16 protein-coding genes are annotated in these 15,365 nt (G+C 63.0%); 9 read left to right on the top strand and 7 right to left on the bottom strand.

All coding sequences use genetic code 11. The features are described 5' to 3' along the window. Positions 1-13 precede the first annotated feature (13 nt). Positions 14-562 (top strand): GNAT family N-acetyltransferase, encoded by a 549-nt coding sequence (locus tag KJP28_RS06935; RefSeq protein ID WP_218391845.1) that lies wholly within the window; start codon positions 14-16, stop codon positions 560-562. Between the two features lie 334 nt (positions 563-896). Here the strand turns inward: KJP28_RS06935 and KJP28_RS06940 are convergent, their stop codons facing one another. Both KJP28_RS06940 and KJP28_RS06945 read right to left on the bottom strand, forming a co-directional pair. Further along, complete coding sequence (locus KJP28_RS06940) at positions 897-1,643, bottom strand: Bax inhibitor-1/YccA family protein (RefSeq protein WP_218391846.1); 747 nt, start codon at positions 1,641-1,643, stop codon at positions 897-899. 124 nt (positions 1,644-1,767) lie between these two features. Next, entirely contained in the window at positions 1,768-1,989 is a 222-nt protein-coding gene (locus KJP28_RS06945; protein WP_218391847.1) for a DUF1127 domain-containing protein, read from the bottom strand. Between the two features lie 120 nt (positions 1,990-2,109). Between KJP28_RS06945 and KJP28_RS06950 the strand changes: the two genes are divergently transcribed. Continuing rightward, a complete protein-coding gene (locus KJP28_RS06950; protein WP_218391848.1) occupies positions 2,110-2,997 on the top strand; it encodes a LysR family transcriptional regulator in 888 nt (295 codons plus the stop codon). Positions 2,998-3,013: 16 nt separating this feature from the next. Here the strand turns inward: KJP28_RS06950 and KJP28_RS06955 are convergent, their stop codons facing one another. Then, entirely contained in the window at positions 3,014-3,973 is a 960-nt protein-coding gene (locus KJP28_RS06955) for an NADPH:quinone oxidoreductase family protein (RefSeq protein ID WP_218391849.1), read from the bottom strand. A gap of 328 nt (positions 3,974-4,301) precedes the next feature. On the opposite strand from KJP28_RS06955, the gene KJP28_RS06960 reads away from it, so the two are divergent. The 7 genes from KJP28_RS06960 (at position 4,302) to KJP28_RS06990 (ending at position 9,590) form a co-directional block, all read left to right on the top strand. Beyond that, positions 4,302-4,670 carry a helix-turn-helix domain-containing protein gene (locus KJP28_RS06960; RefSeq protein WP_218391850.1) on the top strand — a complete coding sequence of 123 codons (369 nt, stop codon included), beginning with the start codon at positions 4,302-4,304 and terminating at the stop codon, positions 4,668-4,670. A gap of 79 nt (positions 4,671-4,749) precedes the next feature. Next, positions 4,750-5,565: a histidinol-phosphatase gene (hisN, locus tag KJP28_RS06965; protein WP_218391851.1), complete on the top strand. Its 816-nt coding sequence runs from the start codon at positions 4,750-4,752 to the stop codon at positions 5,563-5,565. Further along, positions 5,562-6,896 carry an 8-oxoguanine deaminase gene (locus KJP28_RS06970; protein ID WP_218391852.1) on the top strand — a complete coding sequence of 445 codons (1,335 nt, stop codon included), beginning with the start codon at positions 5,562-5,564 and terminating at the stop codon, positions 6,894-6,896. The genes hisN and KJP28_RS06970 overlap by 4 nt, the downstream gene beginning before the upstream one ends. After that, positions 6,893-7,516 (top strand): VOC family protein, encoded by a 624-nt coding sequence (locus KJP28_RS06975; protein WP_218391853.1) that lies wholly within the window; start codon positions 6,893-6,895, stop codon positions 7,514-7,516. The genes KJP28_RS06970 and KJP28_RS06975 overlap by 4 nt, the downstream gene beginning before the upstream one ends. A gap of 46 nt (positions 7,517-7,562) precedes the next feature. Beyond that, positions 7,563-8,243, top strand: a complete 681-nt coding sequence (locus KJP28_RS06980) for a TerB family tellurite resistance protein (protein ID WP_218391854.1) — start codon at positions 7,563-7,565, stop codon at positions 8,241-8,243. Beyond that, positions 8,243-9,274 carry an endonuclease/exonuclease/phosphatase family protein gene (locus KJP28_RS06985; protein ID WP_218391855.1) on the top strand — a complete coding sequence of 344 codons (1,032 nt, stop codon included), beginning with the start codon at positions 8,243-8,245 and terminating at the stop codon, positions 9,272-9,274. Before KJP28_RS06980 ends, KJP28_RS06985 begins: the two co-directional genes overlap by 1 nt. Positions 9,275-9,311: 37 nt before the next feature. After that, a complete protein-coding gene (locus tag KJP28_RS06990) occupies positions 9,312-9,590 on the top strand; it encodes a hypothetical protein (RefSeq protein ID WP_218391856.1) in 279 nt (92 codons plus the stop codon). Positions 9,591-9,596: 6 nt separating this feature from the next. Here KJP28_RS06990 and KJP28_RS06995 read toward each other — a convergent pair whose 3' ends face one another. The 4 genes from KJP28_RS06995 to KJP28_RS07010 all read right to left on the bottom strand — a co-directional run bounded on the left by KJP28_RS06995 (position 9,597) and on the right by KJP28_RS07010 (position 15,264). Beyond that, complete coding sequence (locus tag KJP28_RS06995) at positions 9,597-11,132, bottom strand: Ppx/GppA family phosphatase (protein WP_218391857.1); 1,536 nt, start codon at positions 11,130-11,132, stop codon at positions 9,597-9,599. 87 nt (positions 11,133-11,219) lie between these two features. Further along, entirely contained in the window at positions 11,220-13,421 is a 2,202-nt protein-coding gene (locus KJP28_RS07000) for an RNA degradosome polyphosphate kinase (protein ID WP_255552265.1), read from the bottom strand. Positions 13,422-13,460: 39 nt separating this feature from the next. Continuing rightward, positions 13,461-14,144, bottom strand: coding sequence for a P-loop NTPase family protein (locus KJP28_RS07005; protein ID WP_218391858.1), 684 nt, complete (start codon positions 14,142-14,144; stop codon positions 13,461-13,463). A gap of 1 nt (position 14,145) precedes the next feature. After that, a complete protein-coding gene (locus tag KJP28_RS07010) occupies positions 14,146-15,264 on the bottom strand; it encodes an AI-2E family transporter (RefSeq protein WP_218391859.1) in 1,119 nt (372 codons plus the stop codon). Between the last annotated feature and the right edge of the window lie 101 nt (positions 15,265-15,365).

A 15,365-nucleotide genomic window follows, 5' to 3' on the forward strand; every position in this document is an offset into this window, starting at 1 on the left:
GAGGACCAACAGGATGATCGAACGAACACACCCGGCGCGAGCGGGCGTCAGGCGCCCCCCGCCATTCCATCTGCGCCGTGCCGAGGCAGCGGATGCCGAGCGCCTTACGACGCTGCTGAGCCGTAGTTACGGAGCGCTGCTACAACCGGACTACCACCCGAATCTGTTGCGCGAGGCGCTGCCGGTCATCGGCACCGCCCGGCCCGCCCTGCTGTCTGCGCCGGGCTACTTCGTGGCCGAGGCCGGTGATGGGAGATTGATCGCGGCAGGGGGCTGGACCTGGCAGGGGCCGGCGGGAGGTGCCGCCCCGCTTGACTGGGGGCATGTGCGGCATGTCGCGGCGGACCCGGACCATGTCGGGCAAGGTATCGGACGGCTGCTTCTGGAGACGATCGTTGACCACGCAGAGCACGCGGGCGTGCGGGTGCTGTCGTGCCTCTCGACCCTGACCGCGCGTGGTTTCTATTCGCGGATGGGATTCGTCGCGCTGGGCGAGGTCGATCTCGATCTGGCGCCGGGGCTGCGGTTCCCGGCCGTCGAAATGCGCAGGGCGCTGACATGAAAAGGCCGCCCGTCATGATGCGGGCGGCCTTTCCTGATGTTTGGATCATTCAGTCTTGGGAGGCTTCAAACTCTTCCATGCGGCGTTTTCGCGTGCGGTTCATCACGAGATAAAACAGTGCGACGCCACTGAAGAATGCGCCGACGCCAATTAGAGATAAGGTCGACATGGTTGTCCCTCTTTGAGTGTCCCCTCGGGTCGGAAGGTAGGCGGAAAATCTGTCAACTTTTTGCCGAAGCTAGGGCCAATTCGGGCCAGCGTTTCGAGTGACGCCAATGAAAAGGGCCAGCCCCCAGAGAGGACCGGCCCGAAACGGCGTCAAATCTTCGCCTTGCTATTCGCGGTTGCCGAGGAACTGCAGCAGGAACATGAACAGGTTCACGAAGTCCAGATACAGGTTCAGCGCGCCGAGGATCGCGGATTTCGCGAGCCATTCGCTATCCATCGCCTGAGCGTGGGCGAGGTAGTCGTTCTTGATCCGCTGGGTGTCATAGGCGGTGAGACCTGCGAAGATCAGCACGCCGATCGCCGAGATCGCGAAATGGATCGCGGGAGACCCCAGGAAGATGTTCACGATCGAGGCCACGATCAGACCGATCAGACCCATGATGAGGAACGACCCCCAGCCGGAGATGTCTTTCTTCGTCGTATACCCCCAGAGCGACAGCCCCGCGAAGGCGATGGATGTGATCAGGAAGGTCTGGACGATCGAGAAATCCGTGAAGGCGATGAAGATCCAGCTGATCGACACGCCCATCACCGCAGCGAAGGCGTAGAAGAACAATTGTGCGCCGGCTGCAGACAATCTGTTGATCGCAGCGCCGAAGGCGAAAACCATCACGAGCGGCAGGAACATCACGATCCAGCCGAGGATCGTCATCGACATGCCGCCTTCGGAGTTGACGGTGCGCAACATGTTCTGAAGCGGTTCAGCGGTGCCAAAGGCCCACGCCGCGCCCGCGGTCACGAGGAGGCCAACGGACATGAGCCCGTAGACCTTGTTCATATGGGCGCGAAGGCCCTCGTCGATCTGTGCGCTACGGGCACCTGCACCGGCGCGGACCGTGTTGTAGTCAGCCATTAACTGCCTCCTGAAAAGCATTTTTCCCATGCCGGACGCGTATCGACCGGACTTGGGGCAGATATTGGCAGGCTGGAGCGGTTTTTCAAGGATTTCCGGGGGGCCGCCGCCCCCCTTTGATAACTTACCAGTGATGACGGCTCGGAAGCTCCCAGAACGGGCGTTTCGCTTCGGACCAGGCTGCGCGGCGGGTGAGCCCGATATCATCGAGCAGGTGGTCGTCGAGCTTGGCGAGTGCGCGGCGTTCGCGCCGGGCGGCGCGTGCGCGGGCGACGAGCGTGAGGGGAGAAAAACGGCGGCGATGGGCGAGACCCATCGGGCGGGCGAGAACGTGGGACTGAGCCATGATGTTTCCTTCAAGGAATGTGATGTATCGGCCTTCGATCATTTCGATACTTGATTTATGGCGCGACAGCGGTAATTCTCAAAACGAATGATTTTGACGTGATGCATCAAGGAATGTGATATGGCACGGAACCTCGATCTCACCGCTTTGCGGGCGTTCGTCACGGTCGCTGACACCGGCGGCGTGACAAAGGCAGCCGGTGCGCTTCACCTGACGCAATCTGCGGTGTCGATGCAGCTCAAACGGCTGGAGGAAAGCCTTGGGCGCAATCTGCTGGATCGGTCGGGGCGGGGGATCGAACTGACACCCGAGGGCGACCAGCTTCTGTCCTACGCGCGGCGGATGCTGGAGCTCAACGACCTCGCGCTGTCGCGTCTGACCGACAGAGTGTTCGAAGGTGAAATCACGCTGGGTGTGCCGCATGACATCGTGCTACCGATGATGCCGCCGGTGCTGAAGGCCTTCAACGGGTTGTTCCCGCGCATGAAGGTGTCGCTGGTGTCGTCTTTCACGAAATCTCTCAAGGAAGATTTCGAGCGTGGCAAGATCGACATCATCCTGACGACGGAAGAGGAAGGCGAGGGGGCGGGCGAGGTGCTTACGTCGTTGCCCCTGCTGTGGATGGGGGCGGATGGCGGTATCGCGTGGAAGCAACGCCCCCTGCGGCTCGCTTTCGAAGCGCGGTGCAAGTTCCGGCCACGGGTGCAGGCGGTTCTGGATGCGCAGGGCATTCCCTGGGAAATGGCGGTGTCGAGCGACGAGGGGCGCACCATCGACGCGTCGGTCGGCGCCGATCTAGCGGTCCATGCGCGACTTGCGGGCACGGACATGCGACCGATGTATCCGATCAGGCATGGTGGCGCTCTGCCGGAATTGCCGGTCTATGACGTGAACCTCTATGTCGCCGACACGCTCAAGGGCGCTGCGGTGGAACGCTTGGTCAGCGACCTGCGCACAGCTTATGGCGCGATGAGCCGGACTTTGCGACGCGCCCCAGCCGCCGAGTGACGACGGGGCCCGAAGGTCAGGTCATGGTGACGACAACCTTGCCGGTCGATTTGCGGGACCGCAGAAGTTCATATGCCTCAGCCGCCTGTTCCAGTGGGAGGGCGTGGGACACATGGGGCTTCAGCTTGCCGTCTTCGTACCAACCTACGAGGCGTCTCATGCTGTCGCGGATCACCTCGGGCCGGAACACGTTGTAGCCACCCCAGTAGTACCCCATCACGTTCAGGTTCTTGACCAGCAGGTGATTGGCCGGGATCTGGGGGATGTCGCCCGAGGCGAAACCAACGACCAGAAGCCGTGCTTCGGGGTTGCAGGCACGCATGGCGGCCTTGAACTGGTCGCCGCCGACCGGATCATAGACTGCATCCGCACCACCGAGCGCCTTGACCGCTTCGCGAATGTCGTCGGATTCGCTGTCGATCAGGTGATCGGCGCCCACGGATTCGCAAATCGCGAGCTTGTCCTTGCCCCGTGCGCAGGCGATCACGGTCGCGCCCATGAGCTTGCCAATCTCGATGGCGGTGAGGCCGACGCCCCCCGCTGCACCCAAAACGAGCAAGTTTTCGCCTGCTTGCAACTTAAGGCGGTGCTCAAGTCCGACATGCGATGTGCCGTAGGCGACCTGGAAGGCGGCGGCGTCGGTAAATGGCATGTCGTCGGGGATCGGGAGCGCCTTGGCCGCCGGAAACACACCGAATTCGGCTAACCCGCTGCCACCGCCCACTAAAACGCGGGTGCCGGGGGGCAAGTCATCGACGTTGGCACCCGTCTCGACCACCGTGCCCGCGACCTCCATGCCGAGGGTGAACGGGAGGGGAGGCTTCTCCTGATACTGCCCTTTCGCCATGAGCAAATCCCCGAAATTCAAGCCGCACGCGGCGATCTCAAGGAGGATTTCGCCCTCGCCTGGCGTCGGTTTTTCAACCTCGGTGAGGCTCGGGGGTTCGTCGAACGATAGAATCTGATATGCTTTCATGAGTTTCTCCTTCGCCGCGACGATAGGTTCGCGCGGCGCTGACAACGAGAAAAACGTGACGTGATTTTTGGTACCTCGATGACGGTGCGTGAAAGGAGACTTCGTGTCCGATTGGTTATTTGCACAATGCAAAACAACTTATACGTGTAATTTATCGGCTAAAGTAGATCCTTCAAAACGCATTGATTTTTGTTTGCTTGAACTTAACGGGTTGAAAATTAAACACTTATGGGAAAACTTCGCCAATGGCCAAAAAGACAGGTTGTGGTTGAGTGATATATCGCGCTCACTTAGAGCGTTGCGGATCGAGTTTTAGGAGAGTGGGAAAATGAAGCATCCTGTGGATGTGCATGTGGGTAAACGTATTCGTCATAGGCGATGGATGATCGGCATGACACAGCAGCAGCTTGCGGAACAGGTGGGTATCAAATTCCAGCAGATACAGAAGTACGAGACCGGGATGAACCGGGTCTCTGCATCTCGTCTTTGGGACATTTCTTACGCATTGTCCGTGCCGATTAGTTTTTTCTTCGAAGGTCTGGATGGGGGAGCCGAGCGCGATGCCGGCCAAGCCCTTCCTGATGATATTCTGGCAGACAAGGAAGCGCTGGAGCTGGTTCGCAGCTACTACGCGATCCCTGAAAACCAGCGTCGTCGGTTGTTCGAGTTGGCGCGCGTATTGTCGGACGTCGCCTGAACGGACAGGCCGGGCGCTTGACGCCCTTGCTGTGAGCCTCTACCGCCGAAGAGACACATGTCTCATCGGTGGATAACGCATGACACGTCGACGCGCGGGGGAACGCCCGCTTGAGGACAGCCTGATCGCCACGGCGCATGCCTTGGCCGATGCTGCGCGCACAGCCATCTTGCCGCATTTTCGTGCGCGCGGACTCGCTGCCGAAAACAAGCTTTCCGAGGGGTTCGACCCGGTGACGGAGGCTGATCGCGCCGCCGAGCAGGCGATGCGCGCGATTCTTGCGGAGCGCAGACCCGATGACGCGATCCTCGGCGAGGAATTCGGAGAAACGGCGGGGCAGAGCGGGCTGACCTGGGTACTCGACCCGATCGACGGCACCCGCGCGTTCATATCGGGCACGCCGACGTGGGGCGTTCTCATCGCTGTGGGAGGGGCCGATGGCCCGGAACTCGGCGTGATCGACCAGCCCTATATCGGAGAGCGGTTCATCGGAGGCTTCGGCCATGCCGAGGTGGTGGGGCCGCATGGCACGCATCTGCTAGGCACCCGTGGCACCGACGCTCTTTCGGATGCGACCCTCTTCACGACATTCCCTGAAGTCGGGACCGGGGCCGAAGGCGCGGCTTTCGCCCGGCTATCGCGCGATGTGAAGCTGACGCGCTATGGCATGGATTGCTACGCCTACGCGCTGGTGGCTGCGGGTCAGGTGGATCTCGTGGTCGAGGCCGGATTGAACGCCTATGACATCCAGGCACCCATTGCCCTGATCGAGGCGGCGGGCGGGGTCGTCACGGATTGGGACGGTGGGCCGGCCCACGCGGGTGGGCGCGCAATCGCCGCAGCAAACCGCGAAATCCACGCGGCGGCGCTTGCGCATCTGAAAGGCACGGCATGAGCGAGACCCTGATAAAGGGTGCGCAGGTCGTCGTGACGATGGACGATGCTGGGCGCGAACTGGCGGAGGCGGACATCTTGCTGCGCGACGGCGTCATCGCCGAAGTGGGGACGGGCCTGTCCACGACGGGCGAAACGGTACTTGCGCAGGGATGCGTGGTGACGCCGGGGCTCGTGAACACGCACCATCATCTTTATCAATCAATGACCCGAGCGGTGCCGGGGGGACAGGACGCGCTTCTGTTCGGCTGGCTTCAGACCTTGTACCCGATCTGGTCGCGTTTCGGGCCGGAAGAGATCCATGTCTCGGCCCTTGTCGGACTCGCGGAACTGGCGCTGTCGGGATGCACGCTGACCTCCGATCATCTGTATCTCTATCCGAATGGCGCGCGGCTCGATGACACGATCGCGGCAGCCGGGGAGATCGGGCTGCGGTTCCACCCGACCCGTGGGTCCATGTCGATTGGCGAAAGCGCCGGGGGGCTGCCGCCCGACGATCTGGTCGAGCGGGAGGCCGCCATTCTGGATGATTGTATCCGCGTGGTCGACGCCCACCACGATCCGCGAGAGGGCGCGATGGTGCGGGTTGGCCTGGCTCCGTGTTCGCCGTTCTCGGTCAGCCGGGACTTGATGCGCGATACGGCAGTGCTGGCACGTGACAAGTGTGTCATGCTCCATACCCATCTGGCCGAGAACGATGAGGACGTCGCCTATAGCCGCGAGATGTTCGGTTGTCGTCCGGGGCAGTATGCGGAAGAGCTGGGCTGGACCGGCAAGGATGTGTGGCATGCGCATTGCGTCAAGCTGGATGGTGGCGAGATCGACCTGTTCGCGCGGTCGCGCACCGGAGTCGCGCATTGTCCCTGTTCCAATTGCCGGCTCGGGTCCGGCATCGCGCCGGTTCGAAAGATGCGGGATGCAGGTGTTAAGGTCGGGCTGGGTGTCGACGGATCGGCCTCGAACGACAGCGGCAACCTGATGGCCGAGGCGCGGCAGGCGATGCTGTTGCAGCGCGTTTCGCAAGGGGCCGACAAGATGGGTGCGCGCGAGGCATTGTGGATCGCGACTCGCGGCGGGGCCGAGGTTCTGGGGCGGTCCGATTGCGGTCAGATTGCGGTGGGCCAACGGGCCGATATTGCGCTTTGGGACGTAACCGGCATCGAGGCCGCGGGGAGCTGGGACCCGGCGGCTTTGCTTTTGGCCGGGCCGACCCGCGTACGTGATTTGTTCGTCGAGGGGCGGCAGGTCGTGCGCGACGGCACGCTGGCGACGATCGACCTGCCGCGTGTGATCGAGACGCAGAACCGGCTTGCCGCGAGACTTGCGACATGAGCGCCGTGCGGGGGGTGTTGGATCATCTGGTCGTGACTGCCGACAGGCTGGATGCCGGCGTGGCAAAGGTCGAGGCTGCAACCGGGATGGCGATGTCGGGCGGCGGCACGCATGACGTGATGGGCACGCATAATCGCCTGTTGTCGCTGGGTATGGGCGAATATCTTGAAGTGATCGCCGTGGATCCGGACGCCGCCGCGCCGAAACGGGCGCGTTGGTTCGACCTCGACCGGCAGGGTGCCGGTGCGGCGCTGAGCCATTGGGCCCTGCGCGTCGACGATCTGGACCGCGCGCTTCGGGAGGCGCCTGTCGGGGCCGGGGAGATCGTCGCGTTGAGCCGGGGACCGTATCAATGGCGCATGGCCGTGCCGCAGGACGGGCGGCTGCCCTTCGATGGGCTGTTTCCGGGGTTGATCGAATGGGACGGTCCACATCCGGCGGATGAGATGCCCGGGTCCGAGGCGAGGCTCGTGTCACTGACGCTTTCGCATCCCGATGCGGAAGGCTTGTCGCAGGCGCTGTCCGGGCTGATCTCGGACCCGAGATTGCGCGTGATCTGCGGGCCGAAATCGCTCACGGCCGACGTGTCGGTGGGGGCCGAGATTGTTCGGCTGACCTGAGCATTCGCCCTGTCGTCCAGAGGTGATTCCTGATTAACATTGTGCCATGTCTATCTGGACCCGCATCACCGACGCGCTGTCCGCGCTGACCTCAGGCGAGAGCCTGTCGGAAGTGTTTTCACGCCTGCGCACACCGCCGGAACGCTCGGCAGGTTTTGCGATAGCCGTGATCGCATTGGGTGCGAAAATGGCGAAGGCGGACGGGCAGGTGACGCGCAACGAGGTTTCGGCCTTTCGCGAGGTTTTCACTATTCCTGCATCAGAGGAAAAGAATGCCGCGCGAATATTCAACATGGCCCGAACGGACGTTGCAGGATTCGAACAATACGCGGAAAAGATCGCGGCGATGTTCGGTCAGGCGGACCCCGCGCTGTGCGACCTGATGGAGGGTCTGTTTCATATCGCGGTGGCGGATGGGGAATACCATCCCGCAGAAAACGAGTTTCTCGCCCGTGTCGCGGAAATCTTCGGGATCGACGAGCGGCGGTTCAAGTCGCTTCGCGCCCGGCTCGTGCCGGATGCCACGCCCGATCCCTATGACGTTCTCGGCGTCGAGCCGGATGCGCCGCTCGCCGAGATCCGGGCGGCCTGGCGAGCCGAAGTCCGGGCGTCCCACCCGGATCAACTCATCGCACGGGGCGTGCCCGAGGAAGCGGTGAAGCTCGCCGAGCGGCAACTCGTCGCTGTGAACCGGGCCTGGGAAGAGATCAGCGAAAGCCGCGCCTGATGGTCAGGATCGCCACTTACAACGTGGAATGGTTCGATGCGCTGTTCGACGACGACGGCGAATTGATCGCCGATGGCGGCTGGTCGGGGCGGCACGATGTGACCCGGCATCAGCAGACCGAGGCGCTGGGCATCGTGTTCACCGCGATGGATGCCGATGCGATCATGGTGATCGAGGCCCCGGACGACAACCGCAGGCGGTCGACGAAACGGGCGCTCGAAGGATTCGCCTATGCGTTCGGGCTTCGTGCCAGGCGCGCACTCCTGGGTTTTCGTAACGATACGCAGCAGGAGATCGCGCTGCTCTACAATCCCGACGTGTTCGATGCCGAACATATCGCGATGGGCCATGAGACCGGCAAGAAAGGCGCAACGGATGCGCCGCGTTTCGACGGCGTCTTCCGCTTCGACCTGAACACCGATGCAGAGCCGGAGCTGGTCACATGGTCCAAACCGCCATTGGAGGTCGCGTTGACGGTGAAGGAAACCGGGCGCGAGGTGCGGCTGATCGGGGTTCACGCGAAATCCAAGGCGCCCCACGGGGCGACCGACCCGAAAGAGGTCATGCGGCTCGCAATCGAGAACCGGCGCAAGCAGATGGCGCAGTGCATCTGGCTGCGGCAACGTGTGGACGAGCACCTCGAACGCGGCGACAGCCTTATGGTTATGGGCGATTTCAACGATGGCCCGGGTCTGGACGAATACGAAAAACTCTTCGGCCGATCCGGGGTCGAGGTCGTGCTGGGTGAGGATGGTCGGAAAGAGCTGTTCGACCCGCATGCACGGCTCGCCATTTCCCGGCGGGTCGGGGCCATGCCGGTGACGGCGCGGTTCTGGATCCAGACCGAAAAGCGGTATCTACAGGCGCTGCTCGATTACATCATGGTAAGTCACGATCTGATGAAGCCGCGCCCGAAGTGGCGAATCTGGCATGCGTTCGATGACCCGGTCTGTTACGAGACCGAGGAGTTGCGCGAGGCGCTTCTGGTCGCATCCGATCATTTCCCGGTGACGATCGACATTGCGCTGTGAACTTGGAAGCTGGGCCGGCGCTTCCCATATCTAAGCCATGAAACGGATCACGATGACCTTGGCCGCCGGTCTGATCGCGGCAACGCCGGCCTTCGCGCAGGACGACCCCGAGGCATCGGACGACTTCGCGCGCGGCGCGCAAAAGCTTGGCGAGGCGCTGGAACTGTTCCTCGACGGTTTCTCGAAAGAGATGGAGCCGTTGGCCGAAGCGTGGCGCGAACTGCTTGAAGATCTGCCGCAATACGAAGCGCCCGAGGAATTGCCGAACGGGGACATCATCATTCGCCGCAAGGACGGCGAGGGAACCGAGATCTAAGGGGCCCTAGTCCCGGATCGTCACGACCCCCGTCCCGCCAAGCGCGGCGGCGAGCGACGTGAACCGCGCCTCTGCCACCTCGCCGAACAGCCCTTCGGCTTCCGGCTTGATGGTCAGGAGCAGTTCCTTGCGCTTCGGTCTCCAGCGCAGGGAGGCTTTCTTGTGCGGTTCATTCACGGCGAACATGGCCCCGAACCGCATCGCCTTGCCTGTAATCTCGGCCTTGGCGATGTCCTTTTCGCTAAGGATCGCGAAGGTATCTTCGAAGCGCACGTCCTCGCGGCTCGACTTGTAACGGTGCAGCAGCGACAGGCCGAGAAACACGCGCTCCTGATGCGTGAGGCCACCAAGGTTGGCCCGCGTGGCGTTGTCGAAACAGACTTCGTGGCGGTAATCGGGGTGGGCGCGCCAGGTCACGTCGTGAAGCAGGCAGGCCGCCTTGATGATCCGTCGGCGGTGCGCGGGTTCATTGGCGATGATCGGGCGGATGAAGGCATAGAGCGACTTGCCGAACCCCGGCATCCGGGCGTCTTTCTGTTCCTGAAACCGGCACGCCTCGATCAGCGGGTCGCGCTGACGCAGCGCATCGGGCATCTGTTCATAGAGCATCCCCTCACGGATCCCATATGACGACACCGCCACTTCCTTCGGCTTGAAGGTTCTCATGAGCCGTTTGAGAACCTCTGAAGCCGTCGGCACCAGCGCCATCCTGGTGGCGGAGGTCGAGGTGTGCTGGCGCACGTCTTCAAGGTCCTGTTTGCCGATCCATTTGAGGGTCGAGGCAAGCTCTTTGGGCCGCATGCGGTATTCATGCAAAACGGTCAGCGGGTAGTCGCGACGATACATGTCGAGCTTGGCGATGGCACGCCACGACCCGCCGACGAGAAAGATGCGGTCATGATCGGAGCCGACCTCCTTGGCCAACTCGTCGAGGACCGATTGTATATGGGCTTTCAGCGCCTTCTTGCCGCCCTTGATCCCGGCGAGCTTGAGCGGGCCGAGGCCTGAGGTAACGCGCTTGCCGACCTGACCATCCCTGACCACGGCGAGTTCCATAGACGAGCCGCCGATGTCGCACATCAACCCGTTTGCATCCGGCCAGCCGAGCAGGACGCCCTGCGCGGAGAGCCGCGCCTCTTCTTCGCCGTCGATGACGTGGACGACAAGACCGGTCTCACGCAGCACCTCTTCGCGGAAATCGGGCCCGTCCTCGGCGTCGCGCACCGCGGCTGTCGCCACGGCGGTGAGCGGAGGGAGGTCCATGCCGACCGCGAGAAGCTGGAACCGGCGAATGGCCTTCAGTGCCCGTTCCCGGCCTTCGGGATTGAGGCGCCCGGTGTCTGAAATACCCGCGCCGAGGCCGCACATGATCTTCTCATTATAGAAATAGGCGGGCGACCGTGCGGCACCATCGAAGACGACCAGTCGCACCGAGTTCGAACCGATATCGACGACGCCAACGCGGGCGAGGTCTCGGGCCTGGGGATCTGCGAACAGAGGACGGCCGAACGGCCCCCAGTCTCGCTCTTCGGTTCCGTCCATGACGATTCCCCGTTGGTTCACCCCGGTTATGGCAAATGCCGACACGCAGGGTCAACGCGGCAATCTGGCGAGGCCGCCCTCGCGCGTTCAGTCGTGGCTGTGCGCCAGTTCGGGCACATCCGACGCGCCGGCCGATCCACGACCGGACAGTGAGGGATATTCCATGAAGAAGCGGTGACAGTTGAAGGGTGTGTCGTTGCCGGTCAGGTCGGGGCGCGCGAAGGTGCCGTCCGGCTGCATCACCCAGCTTTGCGCCACATCGTGCATGTTGGCGGCCATGATCTGGCTGAGGATCTGAGCTTTCACCGTCGGGTTCGTGGTCTCGACAAGCGTTTCAACCCTGCGGTTCAGGTTGCGGCCCATCCAGTCGGCGGACGACATGAAGACCCTTGCCTTCTTCGCCGGCAGACCATGCCCGTCACCGAAGCAGACGATGCGCGAATGTTCGAGGAACCGCCCGACGATGGATTTCACGCGGATGTTCTCGGACAGGCCCTTAATGCCGGGACGCAGACCGCAGATGCCACGGATCACGAGGCTGATCTTCACCCCCGCCTCACTCGCGGCGTAGAGCGCGTCGATCACGTCTTCTTCCACGAGGCTGTTCATCTTGGCCCAGATTTCCGCAGGCTTTCCGGCGCGTGCATGGTCGGCCTCGGCGGCGATGAGTTCGAGCAACCTGGGTTTCAGGGTCAGCGGGCTAATTGCGAGTTTTTCGAGGCTCTCGGGCTGGGCATAGCCGGAGAGGTAGTTGAATACGCGCGTCGCGTCCCGGCCAAGGGCCGTGTCGCAGGTGAACAGGCTGAGGTCGGTGTAGATCTTGGCGGTGATCGGGTGGTAATTTCCGGTGCCGTAATGGGTGTAGGTCACGAGTTCGTCGCCTTCGCGCCGGACCACGGCCGAGATTTTCGCGTGCGTCTTGTATTGCATGAAACCATAGACGACATGGGCGCCCGCGCGTTCCAGACGCCGGGATTGCCGGATATTCGCGGCCTCGTCGAACCGGGCCTTCAGTTCGACCAGCGCGGTGACCGACTTGCCGTTTTCGGCCGCCTCGCACAATGCCGAGACGATCGGACTGTCGCGTGACGTTCGGTAAAGCGTCTGCTTGATCGCGACCACGTCCGGGTCGAGCGCGGCCTGTTCGAGGAAGCGCACCACCATCGCAAACGTCTCATACGGATGATGAAGCAGCATGTCTTTCTGCCGGATCGCCGCGAACATATCGCCTTCGTGGTCCTGCACACGCTCTGGCACACGCGGCACGAAGGTTGGCCACAAGAGGTCCGGGCGGTCGTCGAGCACGAGCTCTTTCAGGTCCGCAATCCCGATCAACCCTTCGATCTCGACGATCTCGTCGTCGGAGACGTGAAGCTCTCTCTGCACCAGCGTTCTCAGGCCAGACGGGGCGTCGGCCGAGATTTTCATACGCACGACCTCGCCGCGCCGGCGGCGTTTCAGCGCGGTTTCGAATTCACGCACAAGGTCTTCTGCCTCGTCCTCCACCTCCAGATCGCTGTCGCGCAGGACCCGGAAGGCACAATGGCCTTTGGTCGTGTAGCCGGGAAACAGGCTGCCGAGCTCCAGGATGAGAAGATCCTCGAGCGGCAGGAACCTGAGCGTGCCGTTGCGGGCCGGAAGGCGCACGAAGCGGTCGATCTGGTGTGGGATCGGCAGAAGCGCCTGAAGCTTCCGTTTGTCCGCCTTGCGTTCGAGTTCCAGTGCGAGCGCGAACCCGGTGTTGGGAATGAACGGGAACGGGTGCGCCGGGTCGATGGCGAGCGGCGAGAGCACCGGAAAGACCCGGCTCAGAAACACCTGCTCCAGATAGGCCATGTCCGCCTTGTCCAACCCGTCGCGGTCGCAGATGACAATGCCGGTCGAGGCCATTTCGGCGCGCAGCGTCTCGAACACTTCCTGCTGTCGGTTCATGAGATCGCGCGCATTGGCGTTGATCATGACGAGCTGTTCGGCGGGCGTGTGACCGTCTGCGGCAGGCGTCGTGTTGCCCTCGTGGGCCAGCTCCCGCAGGCCGGCGACGCGCACGGTGTAGAATTCATCGAGGTTGGTCGCCGAGATCGACAGGAACCGAAGACGTTCCAGAAGCGGCACGCGCAGGTTTTCGGCCTCTTCGAGAACGCGCCAGTTAAAGCCGAGCCACGACATTTCACGGTTGAAGAACCGTTTGGGGCCGGTGAACGCCTCGACGGGCAATTCGACAGGCGCCGGGAAATCCGTGTCGAGGAAATCGGCGTTCAGCGGGGCGGGGGTCATTTTCGTATCGGGCATGGGTTTGGTATCTGTGAGAATTGTCACGGCTTCATGACGTTATGCGCCCGCATCCCCTTCGCTGTCCAGCAGGCGGGCGGCCAATCGGCGGGTGATGTCGCGTTTCTCGGCAAGGGCGAGCGCGTCGAGCCGAGCGACGAAATCTTCCGCGGCAGCGAGCGATCGGGGCAGGCGCGGCGCGAGATAGGCGATCAGGTTCGGTTTGACGGCGATCTGGCGGTCGTCGAACAGCTTGACCAGCACGGCAGAGAGCAGCGCGTCATCGGGGGCTTCCAACGCGACCATCGGGGTGCCTTCGATCCTGCTGGCGAGATCGGGCAGGTCGAGCCCCCAGCGCGACGGCGCGGCGCGGGAGGTGAAGAGCAGGGCGCCGCCTTCGGCGAGGGTCAGGTTGTGAAGATGGAACAGCGCGGCTTCAGCGTCGGGGTCGCCGGCGACCCGATCGGCGTCTTCGACAAGCACGGCGCGGCCCGCGAGCGTGTCGGGCGAGGTCGCGGCGACACGCGCATGAGGCACCGTCACGGCGTCGGCCAGTCCGGTCCAGACCTGCCCCAGATGGCTTTTTCCCGCACCCGCCGGCCCGGTCAGGACGAGCTTGCGACTTGGCCAGGACTCCCAACCCTCTATCGCGGCGAGCGCGACGGCGTTGCTGTCCGCGACGAAGAAATCGCCGCGCTCCCGCGCCGTGCGCACGGGCAGGTCGAAGGTCAATTGACGGCTCATGTCACCCCTCGATGCGACGGTCCGGGTCCGGGTCGGACCCGTCCTGATCGGCGGGAAGCAACGCGCCTTCTGCGAGGCCCTTGTAGAGCCTGCCCTCCTTGTACCGCTGGATCAGGTAGCGCGCGACGACGCCGAGCGCAGCGGCGACGGGCACGGCGACCAGCATACCGACGAAGCCGAACACGGTGCCGAACGCGGAAAGTGCGAAGATGAGCCAGACAGGATGAAGGCCGACGGATTGCCCGACGAGGTTCGGGGTCAGCACATTGCCCTCGATGAACTGGCCGAACACGAAGATGACGACGACACCGCCCAGAAGCCACCATTCGCCCCAAAACTGGAACATGCCCAATCCGATGGCAAGCGCGCCGCCGACGAGTGCGCCGACATAGGGGATGAAGGTCAGAAGCCCCGCGATGGCCCCGACGATCAGCCCGAATTGCAGACCGATGAGCATGAGCGCGATGGCATAGAAGCTGCCGAGGATCAGGCAGACGGTGCCTTGGCCGCGGATGAAGCCCGCCAGCGTGCGGTCGATCTTCGAGGCGAGTTCGCGGATCACGGGCGCGTGGTCGCGCGGCAGGAGATCGTCGATCGCGGCCACCATGCGGTCCCAATCCCACAAGAGGTAGAAGGTCACGACCGGCACGATGACGATCAGGAGTGCAACGTTGATGACGCCCATGGCGGAGGAGAACACCGCGTCGAGCAATTCGCCGCCCCGTTCCTGCACGGTTGCGCCGAGCTGGTCGAAGCTTTGCCGGATCACGGACTCTTCGTTGACGATATCCGGGAAGGTTTCGACCGCGAAGCCCTTGAGCCGCGAGAAGATTTCGGGCGCGGTGTTCACGAGTTGGCCGGCCTGGCTGATGAGCGTCGGGACGATCAGGAGCACCATGGCGACGAAGATCAGGACCGCGAGAATCGAGATCGTCACCGTCGCCCAGATCCGTTTCATCCCCCAGGCTTCGAGCTTGTCCGCGACGGGATCGAGGAAATAGGCAATCGCGCCCCCGATCAGGAACGGCATGAGCACGTCGCCCAGGAACCAGAGCAGGACGAAGAAAACGAGGGCGGCGACCGCCCAGTATCTGAATTGTGTTCCGACCGGCAGCGCCATCCGTCCCTCCAGTGTCGTTGCCAGTCTTGGCGGGTTTGGCGCGGGGGATCAAGTTGTCGGGTGGAAAAGAAAAAGGCGCGGAACCTGGGACAGGCTCCGCG

Source organism: Maritimibacter dapengensis (assembly GCF_019218265.1).
GTDB classification, from domain to species: domain Bacteria; phylum Pseudomonadota; class Alphaproteobacteria; order Rhodobacterales; family Rhodobacteraceae; genus Maritimibacter; species Maritimibacter dapengensis.

Excerpts from the sequence above, each read along its gene's own strand:
- KJP28_RS06935 (WP_218391845.1), top strand. The coding sequence starts at position 14 with ATGATCGAACGAACACACCCGGCGCGAGCGGGCGTCAGGCGCCCCCCG.
- KJP28_RS06940 (WP_218391846.1), bottom strand. The coding sequence starts at position 1,643 with ATGGCTGACTACAACACGGTCCGCGCCGGTGCAGGTGCCCGTAGCGCA.
- KJP28_RS06945 (WP_218391847.1), bottom strand. The coding sequence starts at position 1,989 with ATGGCTCAGTCCCACGTTCTCGCCCGCCCGATGGGTCTCGCCCATCGC.
- KJP28_RS06950 (WP_218391848.1), top strand. The coding sequence starts at position 2,110 with ATGGCACGGAACCTCGATCTCACCGCTTTGCGGGCGTTCGTCACGGTC.
- KJP28_RS06955 (WP_218391849.1), bottom strand. The coding sequence starts at position 3,973 with ATGAAAGCATATCAGATTCTATCGTTCGACGAACCCCCGAGCCTCACC.
- KJP28_RS06960 (WP_218391850.1), top strand. The coding sequence starts at position 4,302 with ATGAAGCATCCTGTGGATGTGCATGTGGGTAAACGTATTCGTCATAGG.
- hisN (WP_218391851.1), top strand. The coding sequence starts at position 4,750 with ATGACACGTCGACGCGCGGGGGAACGCCCGCTTGAGGACAGCCTGATC.
- KJP28_RS06970 (WP_218391852.1), top strand. The coding sequence starts at position 5,562 with ATGAGCGAGACCCTGATAAAGGGTGCGCAGGTCGTCGTGACGATGGAC.
- KJP28_RS06975 (WP_218391853.1), top strand. The coding sequence starts at position 6,893 with ATGAGCGCCGTGCGGGGGGTGTTGGATCATCTGGTCGTGACTGCCGAC.
- KJP28_RS06980 (WP_218391854.1), top strand. The coding sequence starts at position 7,563 with ATGTCTATCTGGACCCGCATCACCGACGCGCTGTCCGCGCTGACCTCA.
- KJP28_RS06985 (WP_218391855.1), top strand. The coding sequence starts at position 8,243 with ATGGTCAGGATCGCCACTTACAACGTGGAATGGTTCGATGCGCTGTTC.
- KJP28_RS06990 (WP_218391856.1), top strand. The coding sequence starts at position 9,312 with ATGAAACGGATCACGATGACCTTGGCCGCCGGTCTGATCGCGGCAACG.
- KJP28_RS06995 (WP_218391857.1), bottom strand. The coding sequence starts at position 11,132 with ATGGACGGAACCGAAGAGCGAGACTGGGGGCCGTTCGGCCGTCCTCTG.
- KJP28_RS07000 (WP_255552265.1), bottom strand. The coding sequence starts at position 13,421 with ATGCCCGATACGAAAATGACCCCCGCCCCGCTGAACGCCGATTTCCTC.
- KJP28_RS07005 (WP_218391858.1), bottom strand. The coding sequence starts at position 14,144 with ATGAGCCGTCAATTGACCTTCGACCTGCCCGTGCGCACGGCGCGGGAG.
- KJP28_RS07010 (WP_218391859.1), bottom strand. The coding sequence starts at position 15,264 with ATGGCGCTGCCGGTCGGAACACAATTCAGATACTGGGCGGTCGCCGCC.